The following is a 22267-nucleotide window of genomic DNA, read 5'->3' on the forward strand; positions in this document are numbered from 1 at the left end:
TCTTTTACTTACTTTGACCAGGAGGCTTTGCACCATGTCCAATGAAGACCTTTTAGCCCAGCTTGAACAGCACATTCGCGAGCGTTACGAAATTGAAGCGGACGATGACGATTTCGGCGTTGACGTCCATCTGTTTGATTATGGCTTTATTGATTCGATCGGCGCCACCGCACTTATCGCCCATATCGAGAAAACGTACGGCATCCAAGTAACGAATCAAGATCTGATGCTGTACTCAATGAACACGGTACGTGAGATTGCCGAATTTATTTCGAAAAAGACAGCGAGGTAACAAACGATGGAATGTAAGATTTCTTTAGAGCAACTAGCTGAAAGTCAGCATGGACAAGTCAAATACGCTTCCGCCTTCGCAGATGAGCATATCGAGGAGATTTACATCGCAGACGGACATATTCATATTAAACACAACTCCCCGAACGGCAATGAAGCGATCGCCGAACGCGTGGGACGTCTCATTGAGCGTTTCTCCAAAGGCGACTTCGGCTTTAAGGAAAACATCCTGTTCGAACATAAAGTCGATACCCCTTATGAGGGTGACATCATCGCTGAGTTGGTCGAACTTAAAGCTATTAAAATATTGGAGCCCGGACTTTTCATTTTCCGCGAGCCCTTTTCCAGTTTAATGCGCTTCTTTGACTACTCTTTCGTAACCAAGATCGCCAAACGTTTCGAAGGCATGCAGGAGGAGTCCTACCCTGCCGTTATTCACAGTGAAACGTTGAACAAAACGAACCATTTCACTTCGTTCCCGGAACATATCCACTTCTTAACGCATCTGCGCGAGGATCTTGATATCATTGAATCCTTCTCCCAATCCATTCGCGAAGCTGGCGGCTGGAGCAAGGAGCAACCACTTGCGCTTGATCGCAACATGGTTAAGCCGAACTTCACGATGAATCCATCCACGTGCTACCACTGTTATGAAGGATTACAGGATGAAACTTTAGAGGGCGACGGCATTGTCGTCACGGCGATTGCCAAGTGCCACCGCTTCGAATCCAAAAATCACACTGATTTCGGGCGATTGCTCGACTTCTCCATGCGCGAAATTATTTTCGTGGGCAAACCGGACTTCGTTAAAGAAAATCGTCTGAAATCGATCGAGTATCTGAAAGAACTGGCCATAGAGTGGAACGTCGACAGCATGATGGAGATTGCGAACGATCCGTTCTTTACGAACGATTTCCAAGTGAAAGCGTCCTTCCAACGCAACCAGGAAATGAAATACGAGCTGCGCCTGACGATCCCGCACATTAAGAAGTCGATTGCATGCTCCTCTGTGAATTTCCACAGCAATACTTTCGGCAATGCGTTTAATATCAAAATGGGCAAACGCAACGCGGTTACAGGTTGTGTAGGCTTCGGCATTGAGCGCTGGGCGTTCGCGTTCTTGGCGCAATATGGCCTGGACGAGCAGCAATGGCCTGCGGCATTTCTGGAGCAGTACCATGCTTGGCAGGAAAAGGCGCTTTAAACTGCTTCAAAAAGTTGTTTCATCTGTTCTTTTTTTATTACGGCTTCGCCAATATGAACGATAATGAGTGATATCCATTGAAAGTAACAACGATTCTTAAGAAAAACAGCTTCGTACTCGGACTACTGCTGGCAATCGTGGTTTCCGACCTTTTGATCTCTTGGTGGAACCCGATGGTCAGCTCGCGCCGATTCTACAAAAATGATTTTACCAAAACGCTCTACCATCATGGCTGGTCCCAATCGGGACCGGTTTTCTTCGGTAATTCCTCAGTCACAGGCGCTTATATCGAGGAGAAATCGGAGACTCATTTAGTTGAAATGGGTCTTTCTTACGGTAAGCTGACGGACTTGAAAGGAATCCTTGAAGATAACCTGTATCAAGTGAAGGACGAGCTTGTTATCGGTATTGATGTGCACACGATGCTGGATCCGCTTGAAACCGATCCCACCTACCAGTGGTTCAAGATGTGGTACCAGCCTTATATCTACACCTACCGTGACTATTTCCGTGACTCTGGCGAAGAGTTCGTTAAAAATTTGTTCAAAGGCAGTCTCGCCTATGAACCTCGCTGGATTGATAAAGAGCTCTATCATGATCGGAAAGATGCGGCTTACCTTCAAACGAAATGGAACGATTACGACAAGCGCTTCGGCTCCATGAAGCCCCAGGATTTCAAAGATAATCTTGCCGCCCTAGGATGGGTCCTTGCTTACGCAAAGGAACATCACCTATCGCTTCGAGTCATCTGGATGCCGTGGAACAAAGCGTACACGGACCCGCCTTATGTCGCATCACTCAAGCAGGAAGTGAATCGCCAGCTGCAAGCTGCGAATGTGCCTGTTCTCGATCTGATGCATACCTATGACCCGCGTTATTTTCATGATCTCGTGCATTTAAATCGGGAAGAAGGCGCTCCGCTATTTACGAAGGAGGTTGACACATGGTTAAAATCTTTAGAAAAACCATCGAAGTCTTAATCTATCTCGTGATGCTATATTTGGTTTTCATTTATTTTACCGGCAAGGGCTTGTTTATTTACGAGAAATTCTAGGCAATTTGAACGTTCAAGCTAAGCTTTCGAAGCGAGGAGCTCTGTACCCATGTTTTATATGAACATGAACGCGATTGTTGCCATGGCCGGCATGATCGCCGTTCTGATGCTCACCCGCAAGTGGGCCGATAACAAACGAATCTTAATGATCGTGTTTAGTCTCTGCTTTTTGCTGCTGTTCAGTAAGAAGCTCTGTGTGTTCTATGGTGTTTATACCCTGCTTAATTACGGTGGGTTCGTATATTTATGCCGGACAACCTTATGGCGCAAGGCCACGTTTCTATTTGCGATAGCCGCCAACGTGGTCGGTGTGTTTCTCGGCGTTCGGCTGTTCGTTATGGATATCTTTCATAATCCCCTGTTCGATGCCATCATCTATTTAGGACTTATTTATAACGTATTAAAGGTCATCGACGCTTATTATTTTGCTTATTTCTTCGGAAAAGAAGGTCAAGTGCCTGCCATTGACTATGCTAACTATATTTTGTTTATCCCAACGTTCACATCAGGACCTATTTTGAAGTTTCGCGACTTTATGGCGGACAGTAAAAAGCCATACACCGTAGATGCTGCACTTTTCGAAAATAGTGTGAAACGAATTATATTGGGGATGTTCAAAAAAATAGTCGTCGTCACCTGGATGACCGGCATTTTCGATCATGTGCTGAAACAAGACTTGCATACGCATCAATCTTTATTTCTACTCATTTGGTTTTACGCCATTATTTACTTCGATTTCTCCGGATACTCGGATATGGCGATCGGTTTTGGCCGTCTAATGGGCTATACGATGCCAGAAAACTTTAAGCGCCCGTTCCTTTCACCTTCTATGACTCAATTTTGGCGGAATTGGCACGCGACATTGGGTGATTTTTTCCGCGATCATATCTTTATGTTCTTCTCTCGCACCGCACCATCCCGATGGGTCGCATCGGGCCTGTCTGTGCTCATCATGGTGTTGATCGGCTTATGGCACGGCTTTACATGGCTGTATTTCTTCTATGGTCTATATCATGGCATTATCCTTGCTATTGAAAATTTATTGAAAATTACGACCGTCAACAAAAAGAAAGTGTCCAAAACGTATTTCTACTTCCGGTGTTTCGTCACGCAAGCCCTCGTTACCATCTCGGTTATTATATATAGCTCCAACTATGAAACGGTGCTTCGCATCTATAAGGGCTTGCTTCATTTTACGGGATGACGGTGGTATAATTTGTATTAGTTCTTTTATTCATTTCTGGAGGTGTCCTAATGAAGTTAGGCGTTTTTATGGTTCTGTTCGGCGGAAAACCATTCGAGGAAGCATTGGATTATATTGCTGCGAAGGGCTTGGACGCTGTTGAAATTGGTACGGGAGGCTATCCTGGCACTGCGCATTGCAAACCAGAAGAGCTTCTTGCTGATGCCAGCAAGCTCAAAGCCTTTAAACAGGCAGTGGAATCCCGTGGTTTGACAATCAGTGCACTCAGCGTTCACGGTAACCCGTTGCACCCGCAAAAACAGATTGCCAAAGAATTTCATGATGCATTCATCCAAACAATCGACCTGGCGCAACGCCTTGAAGTTCCAGTCGTCAACACATTCTCCGGCTGCCCTGGCGATCATGAGGATGCCAAATATCCGAACTGGCCGGTAGCGCCATGGCCGAATGATTTCCAAGAAATCTTGGACTGGCAGTGGAACAATAAGGTCATTCCTTACTGGACGGAAACGGGTAAATACGCTTCTGACCGCGGCATCAAAATCGGTCTAGAGCTGCATGGCGGCTTCTCCGTACATACACCGGCAACTCTCCTTCGCCTTCGCGAAGCGGCAGGCGACGTAATCGGCGCTAACCTTGATCCGAGCCATATGTGGTGGCAAGGAATCGATCCCGTGCAAGCGGTACACATCCTCGGACGTGCTGGCGCGATTCACCATTTCCACGCCAAGGACACAACTGTTGATCCGATCAATGTTAACCGTTATGGAGTAACGGATATGCAATCTTACTCCAACATGCTAGACCGTGCTTGGCAGTTCCGTTCCGTTGGCTTTGGTCATGACCTCAAAACATGGGCTGACATCATCAGTGCCCTGAGACTTGTCGGATACGACTATGTCGTAAGTATCGAGCACGAAGACGGATTGATGTCCGTAGAAGAAGGCTTCTCCAAAGCCGTACAGAACCTTCAACAAGTTCTCATCAAGGAACCCCTTGGTGAAATGTGGTGGGTATAAGATAACAGCAAAAAGCCCGCAGGCTTCGATCGCTACGATCAGTCCTGCGGGCTTTTATTTTGTTCCTCAAATGGATCGTTTGATTACCAACCAGAAATCATCTTAACATCCATGATGGCGAAGACGATTAATGCCACTGTTGCAAATCCAAGAGCAAACAGATTTCTTTTGGGTGAGATTAATTGCTTAATGAAAGCAATCGCGATGATCACCGTGAAGATCAATACATAAATATCAAAGCTAGTGTAAGTGCTTGCTGAAACTGCCGCTTCTTCCGCGAATAACATGGTGAATCCTCCTCATCGTAACTCGGTGCAAGGCACACGTCCTGCTATTTTACTTCTATGTTAGCTTGATTGGACACTAGATGCAAGTGATTCCAATGATGTGTAACAAGTTTGTCACCTTTTGCATATATGGACCACTTGTTAAGGGCGACTATGAACGAATAAATTTGAGAAACCGTAATTATTTTCTCATACTTGCCTCGTAAGTATAAAATGTCCAACTCCCCGCGCATTTATAACCCCGTCCATACTGATGTTATTAGAATAGCCCTGCGCATAAAGCTCCACGTGGCTAACTAGCCGTAAGGACTTCCGTGTAGGAACCGTTCATCACCTGATATGCTAAAGCGCTGTAAAAGCATGTGTCTGACACAACAGGCAGCGACCTTGCCCACCTTGCTGTCGTTGAAGCGAAAAAACAAGCCATTTCCCCCCGTAAGGATCAATGACTTGTTCTTATAAACGACCATTAGTTATATACAAATAGTTCAACTAGCTCGGCTTTATTTCTTTCATTCTCTTTTGGCTTTACTTCCTTAGGTCCACGAAGTTCTTTCTGCTCCCACAACCGATAGCGATCTAGGTCAATGCCAAGTGCAACAATGATCTCTTCCAGTTCTAACGTCGGTTTCATAAACAAGCCTCCACACCCTATTTAGTTATCTCTCTTAGAGTTATCTCTCATATATCCTATCTTTATTATAGGACTAGTTGATGAAATTAGGATAGAGGGTGAAATTGTCGAAGCTTGTATGATTCAGTTAATTCTTAATAAAATAGCTCAACATGCTCTAAAGATAACAAAAAAAGCCTAGACTCCCGACTAATATTCATCGTGTGTCTAAGCTTTCTCTGCATTAACCTACGGCATCTTCCAGCAATTCAAGACGCTTGTTATAGTTCTCAGAGCGCTCGCGATCCCGCTCGAGGATCGGTTTCAAATACTGGCCTGTGTACGACCCAGCCACCTTCACAACATCTTCCGGCGTACCGGAAGCAACGATCTGTCCGCCGCGGTTACCACCCTCCGGCCCCAGATCGATGAGGTGGTCCGCCGTCTTAATGACATCGAGGTTATGCTCGATGACAAGTACGGTCTCACCGTTCTCGACGAGACGGTGCAGCACTTTCAACAGACGATCGATATCGTGGATATGCAGCCCCGTAGTGGGCTCATCGAGAATATAGATCGTCTTGCCCGTACTGCGGCGGTACAGCTCCGCCGCGAGCTTCACACGCTGGGCTTCGCCGCCGGACAGCGTAGTCGCAGGCTGGCCAAGCGTCATGTAGCCCAGCCCCACATCCAGCAGCGTCGACAATTTCCGATGAATACGCGGCAAGTTCTTGAAGAACTCACATCCGTCTTCAATCGTCATCTCCAACACTTCCGAAATGCTTTTGCCCTTGTATTTGACCTCCATGGTCTCACGATTATAACGCTTGCCTTTGCACACTTCACAAGGCACGTAAACATCCGGCAAGAAATGCATCTCAATCTTGATAATGCCGTCTCCACGGCAAGCTTCACAACGGCCGCCCTTCACGTTAAAGCTAAAGCGGCCTTTCTTATAGCCGCGCACTTTGGCTTCATTCGTATTGGCGTACACATCCCTGATATCATCAAAAACGCCTGTATAGGTCGCTGGATTCGAGCGTGGAGTGCGCCCAATTGGCGATTGATCAATATCGATTACTTTATCGATATGCTCCAAGCCGTTAATCTCTTTGTGTTCGCCAGGACGAACCTTCGCTCCGTTCAGATCTCTAGCTAATGTTTTAAAGAGGATCTCATTAATGAGCGTACTCTTCCCAGACCCAGAGACGCCTGTTACGCATGTAAACACACCAAGAGGCACCTTAGCCGAGACGTTACGCAAATTGTTCTCCTTAGCACCTTTTACTTCGATCCACTTGCCAATAGGCTTACGACGTTCGGATGGAATTGGAATGAACCGTTTGCCACTGAGGTATTGACCGGTTAGCGAATTTGGATCTTCCATCAGCTCCTGAGGTGTGCCTTGGGCAATAATTTGACCGCCATGGATACCTGCGCCTGGTCCAATATCAATAATATAATCGGCAGCCATCATCGTGTCTTCATCGTGCTCCACGACGATGAGCGTATTCCCGAGATTCCGCATATGCTCCAGCGTCTCGATCAGCCTAGTGTTATCCCTCTGATGCAGTCCGATGCTAGGCTCGTCCAAGATATAGAGCACTCCCATTAAACTCGAGCCAATTTGCGTAGCCAAGCGAATCCGCTGCGCTTCTCCTCCCGATAACGATCCTGCTGAACGATGCATCGTCAAATAGTCTAAGCCGACATTAACTAAGAACCCTAAGCGAGCTCTAATTTCTTTGAGAATAAGGTTGGAAATCGTTATCTCTTTTTCCGTCAAATTCAATGTCTTGAACCATTCTTCTGCTTCACCGATAGACAGTGAAGTCGCATGAGCAATGTTCTTGCCGTTAATCGTGACAGCAAGCGTTTCTGGCTTCAGACGTTGTCCCTTACACTTCGGACAAGGCTTCGTGCTCATGTACGTTTGAATATGTTCACGAATGCCTTCAGAAAACGTATCTTTGAACCGGCGTTCCAAGTTGCGGATAATGCCTTCAAAAGGAACCAGCGCTTCCTTCGTCGCTCCCATGTCATTCTCATAACGGAACCGAATCTTCTCTCCGCCAGTGCCATACAAAATCACTTTCATCTGGTCGTTTGTCAGCTCGGCGACAGCAACATCACGTGGAATGCGGTAATGCTCACATACCGCTGCTAGAAACTGCGGGTAGTAGTTCGATGTGCTGCCCGCCCATGCTTCAAAAGCTCCATCCTCTATCGTGAGTTTGTTATCTGGTACAAGCAGTTCAGGATCAACAATCATCTGGTTGCCCAATCCGTCGCATTCCGGACACGCTCCGAAGGGACTGTTGAACGAGAACATTCTCGGCGCCAGCTCTTCAATACTGAAGCCGCATTCCGGACAAGCTAAATTCTGGCTGAAAAGCAGCTCTTCTTGATCAATAATATCCACGATAACGCGACCGTTTGCCAGCTTAAGCGCCGTTTCCAAAGAATCCGCCAGACGTGTATGCACGTCATCCTTAATGACGATGCGGTCAACAACGACTTCGATCGTATGTTTCTTATTCTTATCCAATTCGATCTTCTCGGAAAGATCGATGATCTCGCCATTCACCCGAGCTCTGACGAATCCCTGTTTCTGAATATCGGTGAACAGCTTCGTATGTTCGCCTTTGCGCCCGGATATCAGCGGAGCTAGGATCTGCAGCTTCGTACGCTCCGGATACTCCATGATCCGGTCCACCATTTGCTCCACGGTTTGAGATGTAATCTCGATACCGTGTGTCGGACAATGCGGGCGTCCGATACGGGCAAACAAAAGGCGCAAATAGTCGTAAATCTCCGTTACCGTACCGACGGTAGAACGGGGATTGCGGCTTGTCGTTTTCTGGTCAATGGATATCGCCGGCGATAAGCCTTCGATAGAGTCTACATCCGGCTTATCCATCTGTCCTAGAAATTGTCGTGCATAGGCAGAAAGCGACTCCACGTATCTACGCTGCCCTTCCGCGTAAATCGTATCAAAGGCAAGCGACGATTTCCCCGAGCCGCTTAGGCCCGTCAGTACGACGAACTTATCGCGCGGAATGGTTACGTCGATATTTTTCAGATTATGAGCTCTCGCTCCTTTAATGACGATATTATCTCTGGACACGAATACCCTTCCTCTCCAAGCCTTCTTAATCTATTCATTCAAAAGCTGCAACTCAGGTTTCAGCCTTCATTTCCATTATAGCGTCACGCAGCTCTGCAGCCCGTTCAAACTGTAAGTTCTTGGCTGCCTCTTTCATCTCGACCTCTAGGCGCTCAATAAGCGATGCACGATCTTTCTTCGACATCTTTGCCCCTTTGACTTCAGTCAGATAATCCGCCTTCTGTTCGGCCACCTTCGTAGCTTCGATGACATCGCGGATTTTCTTGGCGATCGTCTGCGGCGTAATCCCTTGTGCCTCGTTATGCGCTTCCTGTATGCTGCGACGGCGGTTCGTCTCGCGAATCGCTTTCTCCATCGAGTCTGTAATTTTGTCCCCGTACATGATAACTCGACCATCCGAATTACGCGCCGCACGGCCAATCGTTTGAATCAACGAGCGTTCGGAACGCAAAAAGCCTTCTTTATCCGCATCCAAAATAGCAACCAGAGATACCTCAGGCAAGTCAAGTCCCTCTCTCAAGAGGTTGATTCCCACGAGAACATGGAAAGTTCCCAGTCGCAAATCGCGAAGAATCTGCATCCGCTCGAACGTTTTTATATCTGAATGCAAATAACGGACCTTGACGCCTATTTCTTTAAAGTAATCGGTTAAATCCTCTGACATCTTCTTCGTTAACGTCGTGACCAAGACACGTTCATCTTTACGAATCCGATCTTGAATTTCGGCCAACAAGTCATCGATCTGGCCTTTAGTTGGTCTGACCTCAATGATCGGATCCAACAAGCCTGTTGGACGAATAATTTGTTGCGTCATCTCCGGACAATGCTCCAGCTCATACGGTCCAGGTGTAGCTGAAATATATAAAATCTGACTAATTTTCTCTTCAAATTCCTCAAACCGCAGCGGTCGGTTGTCAAGCGCTGAAGGTAGACGGAACCCATGATCTACAAGTACTTCTTTCCTTGCTCGGTCACCGTTATACATGGCTCGAATCTGCGGCAAAGTCACGTGCGATTCATCGACCATAATCAGCATGTCTTCCGGGAAGTAGTCAAACAACGTGTAAGGCGTGGCCCCCCGTTCGCGGAACGTCAACGGTCCCGAATAGTTCTCGATGCCGGAGCAGAAGCCCATCTCCTGCATCATTTCCATATCGTAGCGTGTACGCTGCTCTAATCGCTGCGCCTCCAGAAGCTTGCCTTGCTCGCGAAGCTCTGCAAGCCGCTCTTCCAGTTCGCGCTCGATGTCCACCAGCGCCCGCTTCATCGATTCTTCGTGCGTCACGAAGTGAGACGCCGGGAAAATGGCAATATGCTCGCGTTCCCCAACAATCTCGCCGGTAAGCACGTTGATTTCCGTAATCCGTTCAATCTCATCGCCAAAGAGCTCAACCCGCACCGCCTGTTCGCCATGCGAAGCTGGGAAAATTTCAACGACATCCCCGCGTACCCGGAACGTGCCGCGCACAAAGTTCAAATCATTCCTTTGATATTGAATATCAACGAGTCGGTGCAAAATCTCATTGCGCGACTTCTCCATCCCTACACGCAAAGAAAGCAGCAAGGATCCGTACTCCATCGGCGAACCTAAGCCGTAAATACAAGACACGCTCGCCACGACAATAACATCACGGCGCTCAAATAAAGAGCTTGTCGCCGAGTGACGAAGCTTATCAATCTCTTCATTAATGCTGGAGTCTTTCTCAATGTAGGTATCAGAGGATGCAATGTAGGCTTCTGGTTGGTAGTAGTCGTAGTAGCTGACGAAATAGGAGACGGCATTATTGGGGAAAAACTCTTTGAATTCACTGCATAACTGTGCTGCGAGTGTTTTATTATGTGCAATGATCAGCGTAGGACGATTCAGCTTCGCAATTACTTGTGCAGCTGTAAATGTCTTGCCCGTTCCTGTAGCGCCAAGCAGTGTTTGATGCTTACTTCCGGCTTGAATCTGGTTAACGATTTCCTCAATGGCCTTTGGCTGGTCGCCTTGCGGACTAAAATCTGATACAAGCTCAAACTTTTTTGAACTGACCACAATTTCATTCATCCATTATCACCCACACGTATGGAATAAATCGAACTTTTATCCTATAAACTTTCAGTTTACATATTCCGATAAATAATTAGACTTCCAGTATTTACTCATTATAAGAATGTTTGTTCTGGTTTTTTCATTATACTCTTTTTGCCTCTTCGATGCAAACGGCAATATCCGTAAACGCCTGTTTACACATGAAACAAAGCACTAAATCTGCATAAAGCTCATTATTTCCCTATTCTTTCTCATGCTAATGTAGGAGTGGTACACACATGGATTTGACAACGGTTCTAGGATTAATTTTGGGTCTTGCAGGTTTGATCGGCGGTTATATGTGGGATGGAGGACACCTCAGTTCATTATTGATCCCCAGCGCCTTAGTTATCGTTTTTGGAGGTACGTTTGGAGCTGTAGCAGTCAGCTTCCCCGGCTCTATTTTAGCCACAATTCCTAAAGCCTTAAAGATCGCCTTCAAGCAAGAAAAAAGGGATTCCGCTGCTACAATTGCAGAAATTGTCGATATGGCAACGGTCGCGCGGAGAGAAGGCGTACTCGCCTTGGAACAGCGTGCTCAAGAGCATGCCAATCCTTTTTTGAAGGATGGCTTGCTCATGGTCGTCGACGGTACGGATCCTGAGCTGACCAGACAAATTCTTGAGTTGGAAATGGATGCCGTGGAGCACAAGGTCGACCATATGTCCAAAATATTTGAAGCCGGCGGCGGATATGCGCCTACGATGGGAATCATCGGTACGGTAATGGGGCTTATTCACGTTCTTGGAAATCTTTCGGATCCCTCGAGTCTCGGTCCTGCGATTGCGGTTGCATTCACAGCAACCTTGTACGGCGTTATGAGCGCTAACTTGATCTACCTCCCTATCGCCAGCAAAATTAAGCTTCGCGGCAAAGAGATGATCTCCGAAATGGAACTGATGCTGGAGGGGATTCTCGCACTTCAAGCCGGAGAAAACCCCCAATTGATCAAGAAAAAACTAACCTCCTTCCTTCATGACAAATCAGCGAAGAACAATGTAGAGGTAGGTGCTGATGATGGCGAGGAGAAGTAAGAAGCATGAGGAGCATGTGAACCACGAGCGGTGGCTCATTACATACGCCGATCTAATCACCTTGCTTTTAGTATTTTTCATTATCATGTATGCGATGAGCAAGGTCGATGTTCAAAAGTATGCCGTTCTCGCTCAAGTATTAAACCTGCAGTTCCAGAAAGCGGATTCGGTTTTTGAGCAAGGCAAAGGCGTCAGCGGGCAAGTGACCCCGAAACAAGGAGATGCCGACAGCAAAGATAAGGATTTTACACAGCATAATCAAGACCTCCAAAAAGAAGAACACAATAAAACCAAGCCGACTGACAGCGAGAAAGAGAAGCGAGAGAAAGAACTCCAAGACCTCTTGAAACAAATTCAAGCCTACATCAAGGATCAAAACATAGAAGCACAAGTTTCTGCCAGCGATACGGAACGAGGCGTAGCGATTACACTCAACGATTTGTTCTTGTTCGATCTGGGAAAAGCAGACCTGAAACCGGCCTCCTCGCCGATTTTACAGAAGCTCGCATCGCTTTTCCCAACACTTAACGGTAAGGTCAGCATTGAAGGCCATACAGATAACCTTCCGCTGGCAATAGGCTCCCCTTTCAAGGACAATTGGGGATTGTCGTTCGCCCGCTCCTTGTCTGTACTTCGTTTCTTTAGCGATTCGGCAGGCCTAGACGACAATAAATTTATTGCCACCGCTTACGCCGACACCATGCCTAAAGTCAACAATGACAGCGATGAGAACCGCGCCAAAAACCGACGCGTTGAGATTATCGTCCTGCGTGACGATCTAGCGCCTACCACAACTATCAAATAACGCGAAGACCCTGCCTCTCACAACGAGATGCAGGGTCTTTTTGATCCGTACACAGTTACATCGAATTGGTTGAATCGTTCGAGAGGAGTCCTGTAAGCTTGCCTCTCAGATAAGAAAACAGGTGCAGCGGTCGATACTCCACGTAGTACCGTGCCTGCTGGTCAGGGGCTAGGATGATGCCCAGTTGATGATGATCACCGGAAAATATGCCGCGGTGCATAAAGCGCACTTCTCCCTGCTCATTCAGTACCTCCAGCTTGCAAAATGCTGAATTCAACTGCATCGCCGCATGTAAATCGGCTTTACTTCCAATCTTATGACCGTTCACCTTATGAATGGTTTCCCCTGCTTGTATGCCCAGAGCTTGTGCCGGGCTGTTAGGCACAACGGCTAATACCATAAGACCGCGCTGCGCATGGATGAAATAAGGACTTTGCTTGGACTCCATCCATCGGTTATAGCCAATCAACGCTTCATGCAATCCGATGCTGAGTATAGCCGCTACAATGATGAGCGGTGACCAGAAATGGGCAGCAACAGCTGCGCCCAGTAGAATCAACCCGTACAGGTACAACAAGCCAGCGCTTTGACGTGTTTGGTTTCGCGGCAGCTTGGATAGGGTGAGCTCTGTAAAGCCGATCATCGCCGGGAACGCGAGCAGCGTCCAGCCTGATGCCAGATCGGCGCTCAGCAGCGTCCCCCATGGAAGGCCTTGCGCGCTTCCACCTGCCATAGGCACCAAGAGAAACAAAGGAACCGGCCAGAAACCTTGAAGTTGGTAGCCTCCAATAATTCTTCCCCGCTTACCTTCAAGAAATAACGGACTTGCCATGCGAGCGCCTTGAAAGCGGACAAGTGTGCCCTCTAATAGATGTAGGATAGCTACAATGACTAACAAAGATGGAATATCCGCATTCACCACAATATCTAAGATTGGCGCCGCCTCCTGCAAACTGGCTATATCGGGGATCCAGCCTGCGATTGCATGCGCAATCCCGAGGATGCCGACCGCATAAGCAAGACACAGAAACCTTACACGTATGATTAGTAAAACTACAGCAATCCCCCATAGAAGCAGAACCACATCCGATTGGATGGTTACGCCGGCAAACAGCATCAACGCAGAGGCACATAGCCCGCCAATCCATCCCCACAGCACTGTGCGCCACGTCTCATCGACCAGAGAATGCAGCTTCGTATGAAAGAGCTTACGTTCCATCTGCACTTGCTTGCGATACAACAGAACAACAAACAAGATGCCTATATAGTAAAATGGATTCAAAAATAACTGCAGCACAGCCTGCAGCAACCTTTCCAAGAGTTGAATCAAAAGATCCATACCATTCGGGGCTCCTTGATGTGAGATAAACCGCTACCGAGGTCTTTCGAAGATAAGCGACCGCGTTTAGAGGAAGGTTATGCGTCAATCAGAATACAGAACTTAACCATTCTGTTGTGGTAAAAGAAAATAGGAAGGCTGCTTCTGCAACCTTCCTAAAGTATTTCGACTAGGAGCGCTCATTTCCTGCCGCCCGAAATCAATTTCCAACATCTGAGCAACTTTATTTTCCTAACTGCCGTTGTAATTCTTGAACAGCTGCTTTCAATTGAAGATCATTCTTCGGCTCGCGAATCTGTGAAAGGATCGATTTCTCCAGCTTCGTAGCCGTTTCAGTATCCACTTCACCGGTCATCGGCAGTCCGTTCGTCCGTTGGAACGCCTTCACAGCAGTTACTGTCTTATCATTGAAATAACCGTCCGTACGATCCGTAATTAACCCAAGCCCTGACAGCATCAACTGCAAATTTTTCACATCATCGCTTGTAATATCTTGCTTCAGCACGTTTTTCTTGGAAAGCGGCGCTGTTTTAAAATACGCAGGCTGCTCCACCGTAATGTCCGGCTGAATACCCTTCTTATGAATCCAATTGCCATTCGGCGTCAACCATTTGTAAACCGTCATCTTGATGTTGCTGCCATCGCCCATTTCCTTCTCAAAAGTCACCTGAACGGTTCCTTTTCCATAAGACGTCTCGCCGATAATCTTACTGCCAACAGCTTCTTGGAATGCTCCTGCCAATATCTCAGAGGCGCTGGCGCTGCCTTTGTTCACAAGAACAGTTACCGGGTAGTCCTTGCCCTTGCCTGTTGAAAGCGTAGGTTCCCGCTTCCCATCGCGATTCTCGACCTGTACGATCGGCTTACCGCTTTGTACGAAAGGATTGACGATATCTACAACCACATTTAGCAATCCACCCGGGTCATTCCTTACGTCGATCACTAAACCCTTCATTCCTTTAGCTTCAAGGCCCTTAAGCTCTTCTGCAAAGCGTGTTGCTGTATTGGCTGAGAACTGGCGGATTTCGATCTTCCCGATTTGATCCTGCATCATTTCCGCATACACCGTTTCTACATCAATGGTATCCCTTACAACAATGACTTGAATCGGGTCGCCGGCGCCTTGCCGAACCAGCTCTAGCTTCGCCTGCGTGCCCTTAGGTCCGCGAATTTTCATGACAGCCTGATTCAGCGTAAGCCCATCCAGCTTATCCCCGTTAACCGAAAGAATAATATCATTCGCTTGAATGCCAGCTTTCTCGGCAGGCGATCCTTTAATCGGGGATACGATGACGAACTTGCCTTCATCCATCGACACTTCCGCGCCGATCCCCTGGAACGAGGATGAGATACTTTCATCGAACTGCTTGGCTTCCTTCTGATCCATATAAACAGTGAACGGATCTTCCAACGATTCCAGCATGCCATTGATGGCGCCATTGACCAACTTGTCGTGATCCGTCTGGTTCAGAAACTTACTCTCAATTAACTGGTACGTCGTCGAGATTTTACTCAAATCCTTGTTCGATAATCCCGAGGAAGCAGGTGCCGACGCTGCTGCGCTTCCCGCAGGCTTCTCTCGCCATCTCCAGAAGGACGAAGCATCTACGATCGTTAATGTTAAAATGCTGCTTGCAAACATCGTGATTAAAACAAAAGCAAGCACAGTGCGTCCTTTAAATTGCACAGCGTGATTCACCACCCTTTTTCCTTAAACCCATCTATACGGAAAGCAGACTGCTCCATTATGCAACGTGCAGGCCTCCCGTTCGAGTTCGCTTGTTTAGTATATGACAAGCTATCCCCGTTTTATAACCAAAGTTGTCCTATCTCAGATAAGGCTTAGGATCAACAGGTACTTCTTTAATCCTCACTTCAAAATGCAAATGGTTCCCCGTCGATTGCCCCGTCGAACCCACACCAGCGATCTTCTGTCCGCGTTTTACGGTATCGCCCACTTTCACATAAATCCCGTCATTCATGATATGTCCATAAGCGGTCCATAAACCGTTGCCATGATCGAGAATGATGTAATTGCCATAACCGTTCATCCAAGAAGCGTAAATGACCGATCCATTTTCAGCCGCTCGTATTTCAGTGCCTTTCGGAGCTCCCAAATCAATGCCTTTATGATTCTCCGGCCTGCCCGTTACCGGATTGATCCGATTGACGAAATCAGACGTAATCGGCGCTTGAACAGCTAGCGGATAACCCAGCTTGCCGCCTGAATAGGTGAAGGGTGATTTTGCCTTAGAAGCAGCACGCTTCTTAGCTTGTAACTCAGCTTCTTGCTTAGCGATTTGAGTAACCTGCTTATCACTTTCTTCCGAAATTTCCTCAAGCACTTTCTCCTGCTTGTCCAGAGAAGCTATCTTCACTTCTTTTTGTTTCTCTTTCGCTTGCAGATCTTGACGAGCAGCATCCGCTTCCGCAAAGAGCGCTTTTACCTGTTCCAGCTGCTGCTCCGTTTCATGCGTCTTTTGTTCAACAGTATCGCGGTCTTTCTTATTCGCATCGAGAATCGCTTTATCCTGATTAACGATAGATTTCAGAGCTTCAAGACGGTTCAGGAAATCCGAGAAGCTAGTAGCGCTCATCAACACGTCCATATAGGAAACAAAGCCATTCATATACATGAGGCGCAAACGGGATTTCAGCATTTGATCGCGACTTTCTACGCGAGCTTCCGCTTCATCCAATTGTTTGCCGTTCTCTTCGAGTTCATCGGACACTTGATCGATCTGATTGTTCAGTTTCGTCAGCTTTTTGCTCGCTTCGTTAAACTGGTCCATAATCGTCTTCAAGTCCTTGTTCACTTGTTCTTTTTCCGACTGCACCTTGGTGATTTGATTCTGTGCATCATTTCCCTTTTGAATGACCTGCGATTTCTTCTTCTTGAGTTCAGACAACTGCTGATCGATCTTATCCGTCGCCGATGCGGCATAACCCGCATATGGAATCACAAGTGTACCCGCAATCCCGATTGACAGCAACAAAGGCAGAATCTTCTTCTTCAAGCACGTAGCCTCCCCATTCTTCCAAACCAAGCCTGGAACTCGTATTCTAGCGAAACGGTAAATCTATTGATTTTAAACTCTTAGGAATTTGCGAACGGAAATAAGACTGCCCCAAATACCAATCACCATGCCGATACCTAACAGCAGCGCAGTTAGCGTAAAGCTGATGTCATTAAAAGGTGTCAATTTAATCATCATGAGACTGAGGTCAAGCGATCCTGTGTTCATCAGTTTCCAATAGCCGCCCAAAATCAGCCCAATCGGAATCACCGAACCAATGAAACCTAGCAATGCGCCTTCTATGAAAAACGGCCAACGAATAAAAGAATTCGTCGCACCTACTAACTTCATAATTGAAATTTCTTTACGTCTAGCCAAAATAGTGATTTTGATCGTATTCGCGATCAGAAACACCGCGGTAAACGAAAGCAAGATAACGATCCCAAAACCTATCCAACGCGCAATCTCCGTCACTTTGAATAAGGCCTCAACTGTACCTTTGCCGTAGTTCACTTTATAAATCGGTTTCGGATCCTTGTCCGCATTAAGTGCGCTTATTTGGTCAGCAACAGCCGCAACGTTCCTTGGATCATCAACCTCGATGGTGAATGCATCGTTCAACGGATTGTTTTCTCCATCAAAGCCCTCTAGCAGTGCCTTGCCGCTTTCTCCCAGCTTGCCTCGCAAATACACAAGACCTTCTTCTTTAGAGACGAATTTGATCGTCTTTACCTCAGAAATGCCTTTAATTTGTTCCTCTAGGGTATTAATTTGCTGCTGAGGCGTGTTCACCTCTAGGTAAACGTTAATCTCTACCTGCTTCTCTATCTGATTCGCTATATCATTGACGTTGAGTGTAATGAGAACAAAAATCCCGAGAATAAATAACGAAATAGAAATCGAGCTGATTGAAGCGAATGTCATCCATCCGTTCCGAATGACATTTTTCGTGCCTTCACGCAAATGACGAGAGAACGTACTAATCTTCATAGCCGTATTCCCCCCGCGCTTCGTCACGCGCAATAATGCCTTGCTCAATCGCAATAACCCTTTTGCGCATCGTGTTGACGATTTCTTTGTTGTGTGTAGCCATGACGATCGTCGTGCCGCGGAAGTTAATTTCTTCCATTAATTTCATAATCCCCCAAGATGTTTCGGGGTCGAGATTTCCTGTCGGTTCATCAGCGATAATGACAGAAGGATTGTTAATTATTGCCCGGGCAATAGCCACCCTTTGCTGCTCGCCGCCTGAGAGCTGGGAAGGCAACGAATTCGCTTTATCCTTCAATTTGACAAGCTCCAACACTTCCATGGTGCGCTTCTTAATCTGTTTCTTTGGGGCCTCGATAACTTCCATGGCGAAAGCGACATTTTCGAAAATGTTAAGCTTCGGCAATAATCGGTAATCTTGAAAAATAACGCCAATATTGCGTCGCACATACGGAATTTTCCGCTGCTTCAACTTTTCTAAATTAAAACCGTTAACAAAAATTTGGCCTTTCGTCGGCTTCTCTTCTCTATACATCAACTTCATAAATGTAGATTTACCTGCGCCGGATGGTCCCACCACATAAACAAATTCGTTGCGGTCCACTTTAATGTTAATCCCTCGCAATGCATGAGTGCCGTTGGAGTACGTTTTCCATACGTCCTGCATTTCGATCACAAATATCACATCCCAATTTTATAGATAGCCAATAACCATTCGACATAAAAACCGAAATTCCTTTAGAAGTCCTAGAAATTCGCCCCAATCACCTCTATTATATCATTATCTGAGTGAATATGAGGAATCCTACGCTAGCAAATTCAAACAGTAGACTTCTAGAATGCGAAAACTGCAAGTAAGCTGGTACTAAAATAGCTCCTCCGACGATACACATAAGGGTACAGGCATCTCCGCTTGTACCGCTAGTATCTTCATGCAAAGGAGCCAAAAAACATATGTCGACAACCTCCTCATTTCATTCGCCATTTCACAAATATATCCTAACTATAGGGTTATTGACCTTGATTGCGGGCGGTGGCGGTGGAGCGCTTTATATATATGGCACTGGGCAGAAATTGCCTGCTCATTTTCAAATTGAAGACTGGGAGGCGGGCGGCCTGACCTATGTTCAATTCCAACAGCAGTTCGAGCAGCGATTGAAAGCCTATGCCACGATGAAGGTACATCTGGAATCTCCCCATCCCCAATTGTCTAGTCAGGATCTGCCTCTCGAACAATTAGGGTTAGTCATTCGTCGGGAACAGCTGGACGATGCCTTGAAGCATATGTTCCACGGTACTCTCACAGAACGCATTGCAGCCAGGTGGTCGCTGCGTGAAGCGGAACTGTCACTGCAAATTTCGATAGATCCGGAAAAGTTAAATGCTAGGGTAAGACATCTATGGAAAAACGCCTACGACCAACAACCTGTCGCGGCGAGGCGCATCGTGAATCCCGATGATTCGATTCAATATGAACCTGAGCGCAGTGTGCCCCGCATCGATACACTCACACTCGAGAAAGAACTAAAAGCGTTGATTCCATCCTTAGCGGCTTCATCCAGGGAAGGGACAACCGTGAATGTAGTACTTCCTTTATATAACGAGTCACCTTCTGTCACCGTGGACAGCCTCAAGCATCAAGGCATCGAACGCAAAATCTCGGAGTTCACAACGACATTCCCCATCTCGGGAGAAGGACGTATTCATAATATCCGCGCCACAGCCACTTCCATCCAAGACATGATGCTCGCCCCGGGCGATACCTTCGACTACAGTAAAATTATTGAGCAAACCGAGAAACGGTTCGGCTATCAGGAAGCGCCTGTCATCTTGAACGGCAAGCTTGTTCCTGGTATTGGCGGAGGCATATGCCAAGTATCCTCGACTTTATATAATGCAGTGCTACGCAGTGGACTGACGATTGTCGAACGGCGCAATCACTCACTGCCTGTCAGTTATGTACCGCTAGGCCAAGATGCCACTTTCGCCAACGGGTATATCAATTTCAAATTTAGCAATAATACCGATGCATATCTACTCATCCGAACCGTAACGACTGATCGAGATGTAACGGTTAAACTTTTTGGCCGCATGTCACCTTCCGTCACCTATGACATCGAATCCAAAGTTATCGAGAAGATACAGCCGACAATTAAATATTTGCATAATCCCAGTATACGCCGCGGCTCCATTAAACCTATAAGCGTCGGCAAAGAAGGTTATGTTGTAGAAACCTACCGTTATAAAAAGGTAAATGGCGCTTTGGTGGATAAGGAACTCATCTCCAAAGATCGCTATTCACCCGTCCCAGCACTCGTGGCCTCAAACCGCGGAGACATCAAACCCGAAGAAAGCGATGCCGGCGATAATGGCAAGCCGATATTAGAAGATGGCGTCAAAGGGCCGAGCTTTCGGTAAACAATGACAGGTCATATGACTCTAGATACTAGGTCACTATGACTTTTTTCTTTTATGCTAAGAACAAGCAAGGAAGCAAAGAAACAAAGAAGGAGGCGGAACAATGAGTAAAGCGGATTATTTCAAAGAATTAAATTATAGACTTCGCGGACTTCCTGAAAAGGAACGCAAAAATATATTGTCAGTTTATGAAGAATTGTTCCAAAAAGCGTTAGAAAACGGCAAGCATGAGGAGGATGTCGCCGAGTCGCTCGGCTATCCTCGCGTCCCGAACTGGGAGGCTGCTCCGAGAGATACAGTGCCGGCGCCACCTGCACGGAACGAACCTGAGAGACGGTCTGCCGCAGAGGAACAAGGGCCATCTTTTCGAAGACCTGAAGCGCCAACAACACGTATGAATGAGTCGGAACGCCAAGCGCCCTTCACGCAAGACCACAGCGTCCACTCCTATTCGCATATTCCTCCATACCCCCCCTACGCTAAACCGGAATCAGGGATCAAGGCGATCATTGTCAGTATCGCACTCGGATTCTTCAACCTATTAGTCGTAGTTGGCCCATGGTTCGGTGTTTTAGCAGCTTTGATTGGCTTTTTCGTCTCTGGCATCGCGCTTGTTATTGCACCTGTTATCGGTGTCATCGGCAGCTTCATGGAAGCTGGCAGCGATATGAGATTGGTCTTTTTCGCCATGCTCGCCTGCTTCGGCTTGGGCGTTATTCTCACTACGCTCAGCTCATGGCTGCTCAAATGGTTCTTCAAACTTACTTGGATGTACATTCAATTCAACGCCAAACTGATTAAGGGGGCTTAAGCCAATGAAACGTGGAGCGAAATTTTTCTTGATGATTGGCTTTGCCTGCTTGGCCATCGGCATCATCGGAGCGGCGATATCCTTTAATGATACAGATCTTACTCAAAGCAGCACCACCATCGATATCGAAAAGAAAATTGCGGCAACGAACATCGACACGATTACGATCCGCACGGATAATACAGGCGTTACCTTTATCCCTAGCGACACCGATGAAATCAAGGTTCATCTCGTGGGGGCAGTGACCAAAAACCGCGCTCAAGATTGCACCATCGATGCAGTAACAAAAGGAACGAATGCATGGGAAGTCAACATATGTCAATATAAAAGGCCACACATTAGTTTCAATTTTGATGAATTAAAAAATTTAATTGCCAACCACAACAATCAATTGAGAACGGAAGTCACGCTGCCAAACAAACTATATAAAGCCATTACGGTCTCTTCTGATACTGGCTCACTTAATCTCGAAGAAGTGAAGGCTGACAGCCTAACAGCAACTGTAGACACCGGTATCATTAAGATTGACCGTTTCGAAGGAAAGCAACTCAATCTTCACAGTGACACAGGAAGCATCAACGTTGGCGATGGACAAGGAACTGTAAAAATCAGCACAGATACGGGTTCTATTAACGCGAAGCTTCACGATATCGGCGAATCGGTCAACCTGGAGACCGACACGGGCAGTATTAAGCTGCTTCTATCTCCTCCACCTACGTCAGCTAGCTTCGAACTGCAGACAGATACGGGAGACACGAAGTTAGATGTGTCCGGTGTTTCCGTTAAAGAATCCAGCCGCCACTACGTTACGGGCACGATTGGAGACGGCAGTAAAAAAATTAATGTCAAAACAGATACCGGTTCAGTCACAGTGACTGACAAATAGATAAAAAAAACCTCCAGATCCACTTAAATCGGAGGCCACTGAAAAAGTCCCATTATGAGGTACTGTAACTCAATTCTATTGAGGGAGCAGTACC

General features: G+C 46.8%; 19 protein-coding genes. 10 read left to right on the forward strand and 9 right to left on the reverse strand.

Translation table 11 applies throughout. The annotated features are described in order from the left end of the window. The first annotated feature begins 34 nt into the window (after window positions 1-34). From ABRS97_RS26870 to ABRS97_RS26890, 5 genes are all read left to right on the forward strand, one after another. On the forward strand, window positions 35-292 hold the full coding sequence (locus ABRS97_RS26870; protein ID WP_367819127.1) for an acyl carrier protein: 258 nt from the start codon (window positions 35-37) through the stop codon (window positions 290-292). Between the two features lie 6 nt (window positions 293-298). Next, window positions 299-1495, forward strand: a complete 1197-nt coding sequence (locus ABRS97_RS26875) for a hypothetical protein (RefSeq protein WP_367819129.1) — start codon at window positions 299-301, stop codon at window positions 1493-1495. A gap of 77 nt (window positions 1496-1572) precedes the next feature. Beyond that, complete coding sequence (locus ABRS97_RS26880; protein ID WP_367819131.1) at window positions 1573-2475, forward strand: hypothetical protein; 903 nt, start codon at window positions 1573-1575, stop codon at window positions 2473-2475. A 123-nt stretch (window positions 2476-2598) separates the two neighbouring features. Next, the gene (locus ABRS97_RS26885) at window positions 2599-3753 is read left to right on the forward strand and encodes an MBOAT family O-acyltransferase (RefSeq protein WP_367819133.1); all 1155 of its coding nucleotides are present in this window, start codon (window positions 2599-2601) and stop codon (window positions 3751-3753) included. Window positions 3754-3803: 50 nt separating this feature from the next. Further along, window positions 3804-4772 (forward strand): sugar phosphate isomerase/epimerase family protein, encoded by a 969-nt coding sequence (locus tag ABRS97_RS26890; protein WP_367819135.1) that lies wholly within the window; start codon window positions 3804-3806, stop codon window positions 4770-4772. An 83-nt stretch (window positions 4773-4855) separates the two neighbouring features. Here the strand turns inward: ABRS97_RS26890 and ABRS97_RS26895 are convergent, their stop codons facing one another. The 4 genes from ABRS97_RS26895 to uvrB form a co-directional block, all read right to left on the reverse strand. Then, window positions 4856-5059 (reverse strand): hypothetical protein, encoded by a 204-nt coding sequence (locus ABRS97_RS26895; RefSeq protein ID WP_367819137.1) that lies wholly within the window; start codon window positions 5057-5059, stop codon window positions 4856-4858. Window positions 5060-5528: 469 nt separating this feature from the next. Then, the gene (locus ABRS97_RS26900; protein ID WP_367819139.1) at window positions 5529-5693 is read right to left on the reverse strand and encodes a hypothetical protein; all 165 of its coding nucleotides are present in this window, start codon (window positions 5691-5693) and stop codon (window positions 5529-5531) included. 223 nt (window positions 5694-5916) lie between these two features. Continuing rightward, window positions 5917-8799 (reverse strand): excinuclease ABC subunit UvrA, encoded by a 2883-nt coding sequence (uvrA, locus tag ABRS97_RS26905; protein ID WP_367819141.1) that lies wholly within the window; start codon window positions 8797-8799, stop codon window positions 5917-5919. Window positions 8800-8851: 52 nt separating this feature from the next. Beyond that, window positions 8852-10849: an excinuclease ABC subunit UvrB gene (gene uvrB, locus ABRS97_RS26910; RefSeq protein ID WP_367819143.1), complete on the reverse strand. Its 1998-nt coding sequence runs from the start codon at window positions 10847-10849 to the stop codon at window positions 8852-8854. A gap of 263 nt (window positions 10850-11112) precedes the next feature. Between uvrB and ABRS97_RS26915 the strand changes: the two genes are divergently transcribed. Together ABRS97_RS26915 and ABRS97_RS26920 are read left to right on the forward strand one after the other, a co-directional pair. Continuing rightward, window positions 11113-11907: a flagellar motor protein gene (locus ABRS97_RS26915; RefSeq protein WP_367819145.1), complete on the forward strand. Its 795-nt coding sequence runs from the start codon at window positions 11113-11115 to the stop codon at window positions 11905-11907. Beyond that, on the forward strand, window positions 11888-12712 hold the full coding sequence (locus tag ABRS97_RS26920) for a flagellar motor protein MotB (protein ID WP_367819147.1): 825 nt from the start codon (window positions 11888-11890) through the stop codon (window positions 12710-12712). Before ABRS97_RS26915 ends, ABRS97_RS26920 begins: the two co-directional genes overlap by 20 nt. 55 nt (window positions 12713-12767) lie before the next feature. Here the strand turns inward: ABRS97_RS26920 and ABRS97_RS26925 are convergent, their stop codons facing one another. The 5 genes from ABRS97_RS26925 to ftsE form a co-directional block, all read right to left on the reverse strand. After that, a complete protein-coding gene (locus ABRS97_RS26925; protein ID WP_367819149.1) occupies window positions 12768-14051 on the reverse strand; it encodes a PDZ domain-containing protein in 1284 nt (427 codons plus the stop codon). Between the two features lie 223 nt (window positions 14052-14274). Next, window positions 14275-15738 carry a S41 family peptidase gene (locus ABRS97_RS26930; protein ID WP_367819163.1) on the reverse strand — a complete coding sequence of 488 codons (1464 nt, stop codon included), beginning with the start codon at window positions 15736-15738 and terminating at the stop codon, window positions 14275-14277. A gap of 139 nt (window positions 15739-15877) precedes the next feature. Beyond that, window positions 15878-17068 (reverse strand): murein hydrolase activator EnvC family protein, encoded by a 1191-nt coding sequence (locus ABRS97_RS26935; RefSeq protein WP_367819151.1) that lies wholly within the window; start codon window positions 17066-17068, stop codon window positions 15878-15880. 72 nt (window positions 17069-17140) lie between these two features. Further along, window positions 17141-18058 carry a permease-like cell division protein FtsX gene (gene ftsX / locus ABRS97_RS26940; protein WP_367819153.1) on the reverse strand — a complete coding sequence of 306 codons (918 nt, stop codon included), beginning with the start codon at window positions 18056-18058 and terminating at the stop codon, window positions 17141-17143. After that, window positions 18048-18734: a cell division ATP-binding protein FtsE gene (gene ftsE / locus ABRS97_RS26945; protein ID WP_367819155.1), complete on the reverse strand. Its 687-nt coding sequence runs from the start codon at window positions 18732-18734 to the stop codon at window positions 18048-18050. The genes ftsX and ftsE overlap by 11 nt, the downstream gene beginning before the upstream one ends. A gap of 278 nt (window positions 18735-19012) precedes the next feature. On the opposite strand from ftsE, the gene ABRS97_RS26950 reads away from it, so the two are divergent. From ABRS97_RS26950 to ABRS97_RS26960, 3 genes are all read left to right on the forward strand, one after another. Continuing rightward, entirely contained in the window at window positions 19013-20476 is a 1464-nt protein-coding gene (locus ABRS97_RS26950; RefSeq protein WP_367819157.1) for a VanW family protein, read from the forward strand. A gap of 103 nt (window positions 20477-20579) precedes the next feature. Beyond that, window positions 20580-21287 (forward strand): HAAS signaling domain-containing protein, encoded by a 708-nt coding sequence (locus ABRS97_RS26955; RefSeq protein ID WP_367819159.1) that lies wholly within the window; start codon window positions 20580-20582, stop codon window positions 21285-21287. A gap of 4 nt (window positions 21288-21291) precedes the next feature. Then, a complete protein-coding gene (locus tag ABRS97_RS26960) occupies window positions 21292-22173 on the forward strand; it encodes a DUF4097 family beta strand repeat-containing protein (RefSeq protein WP_367819161.1) in 882 nt (293 codons plus the stop codon). The last annotated feature ends 94 nt before the right edge of the window (window positions 22174-22267 follow it).

It is taken from the genome of Paenibacillus tabacirhizosphaerae (assembly GCF_040812395.1).
Taxonomy (GTDB): domain Bacteria; phylum Bacillota; class Bacilli; order Paenibacillales; family NBRC-103111; genus Paenibacillus_E.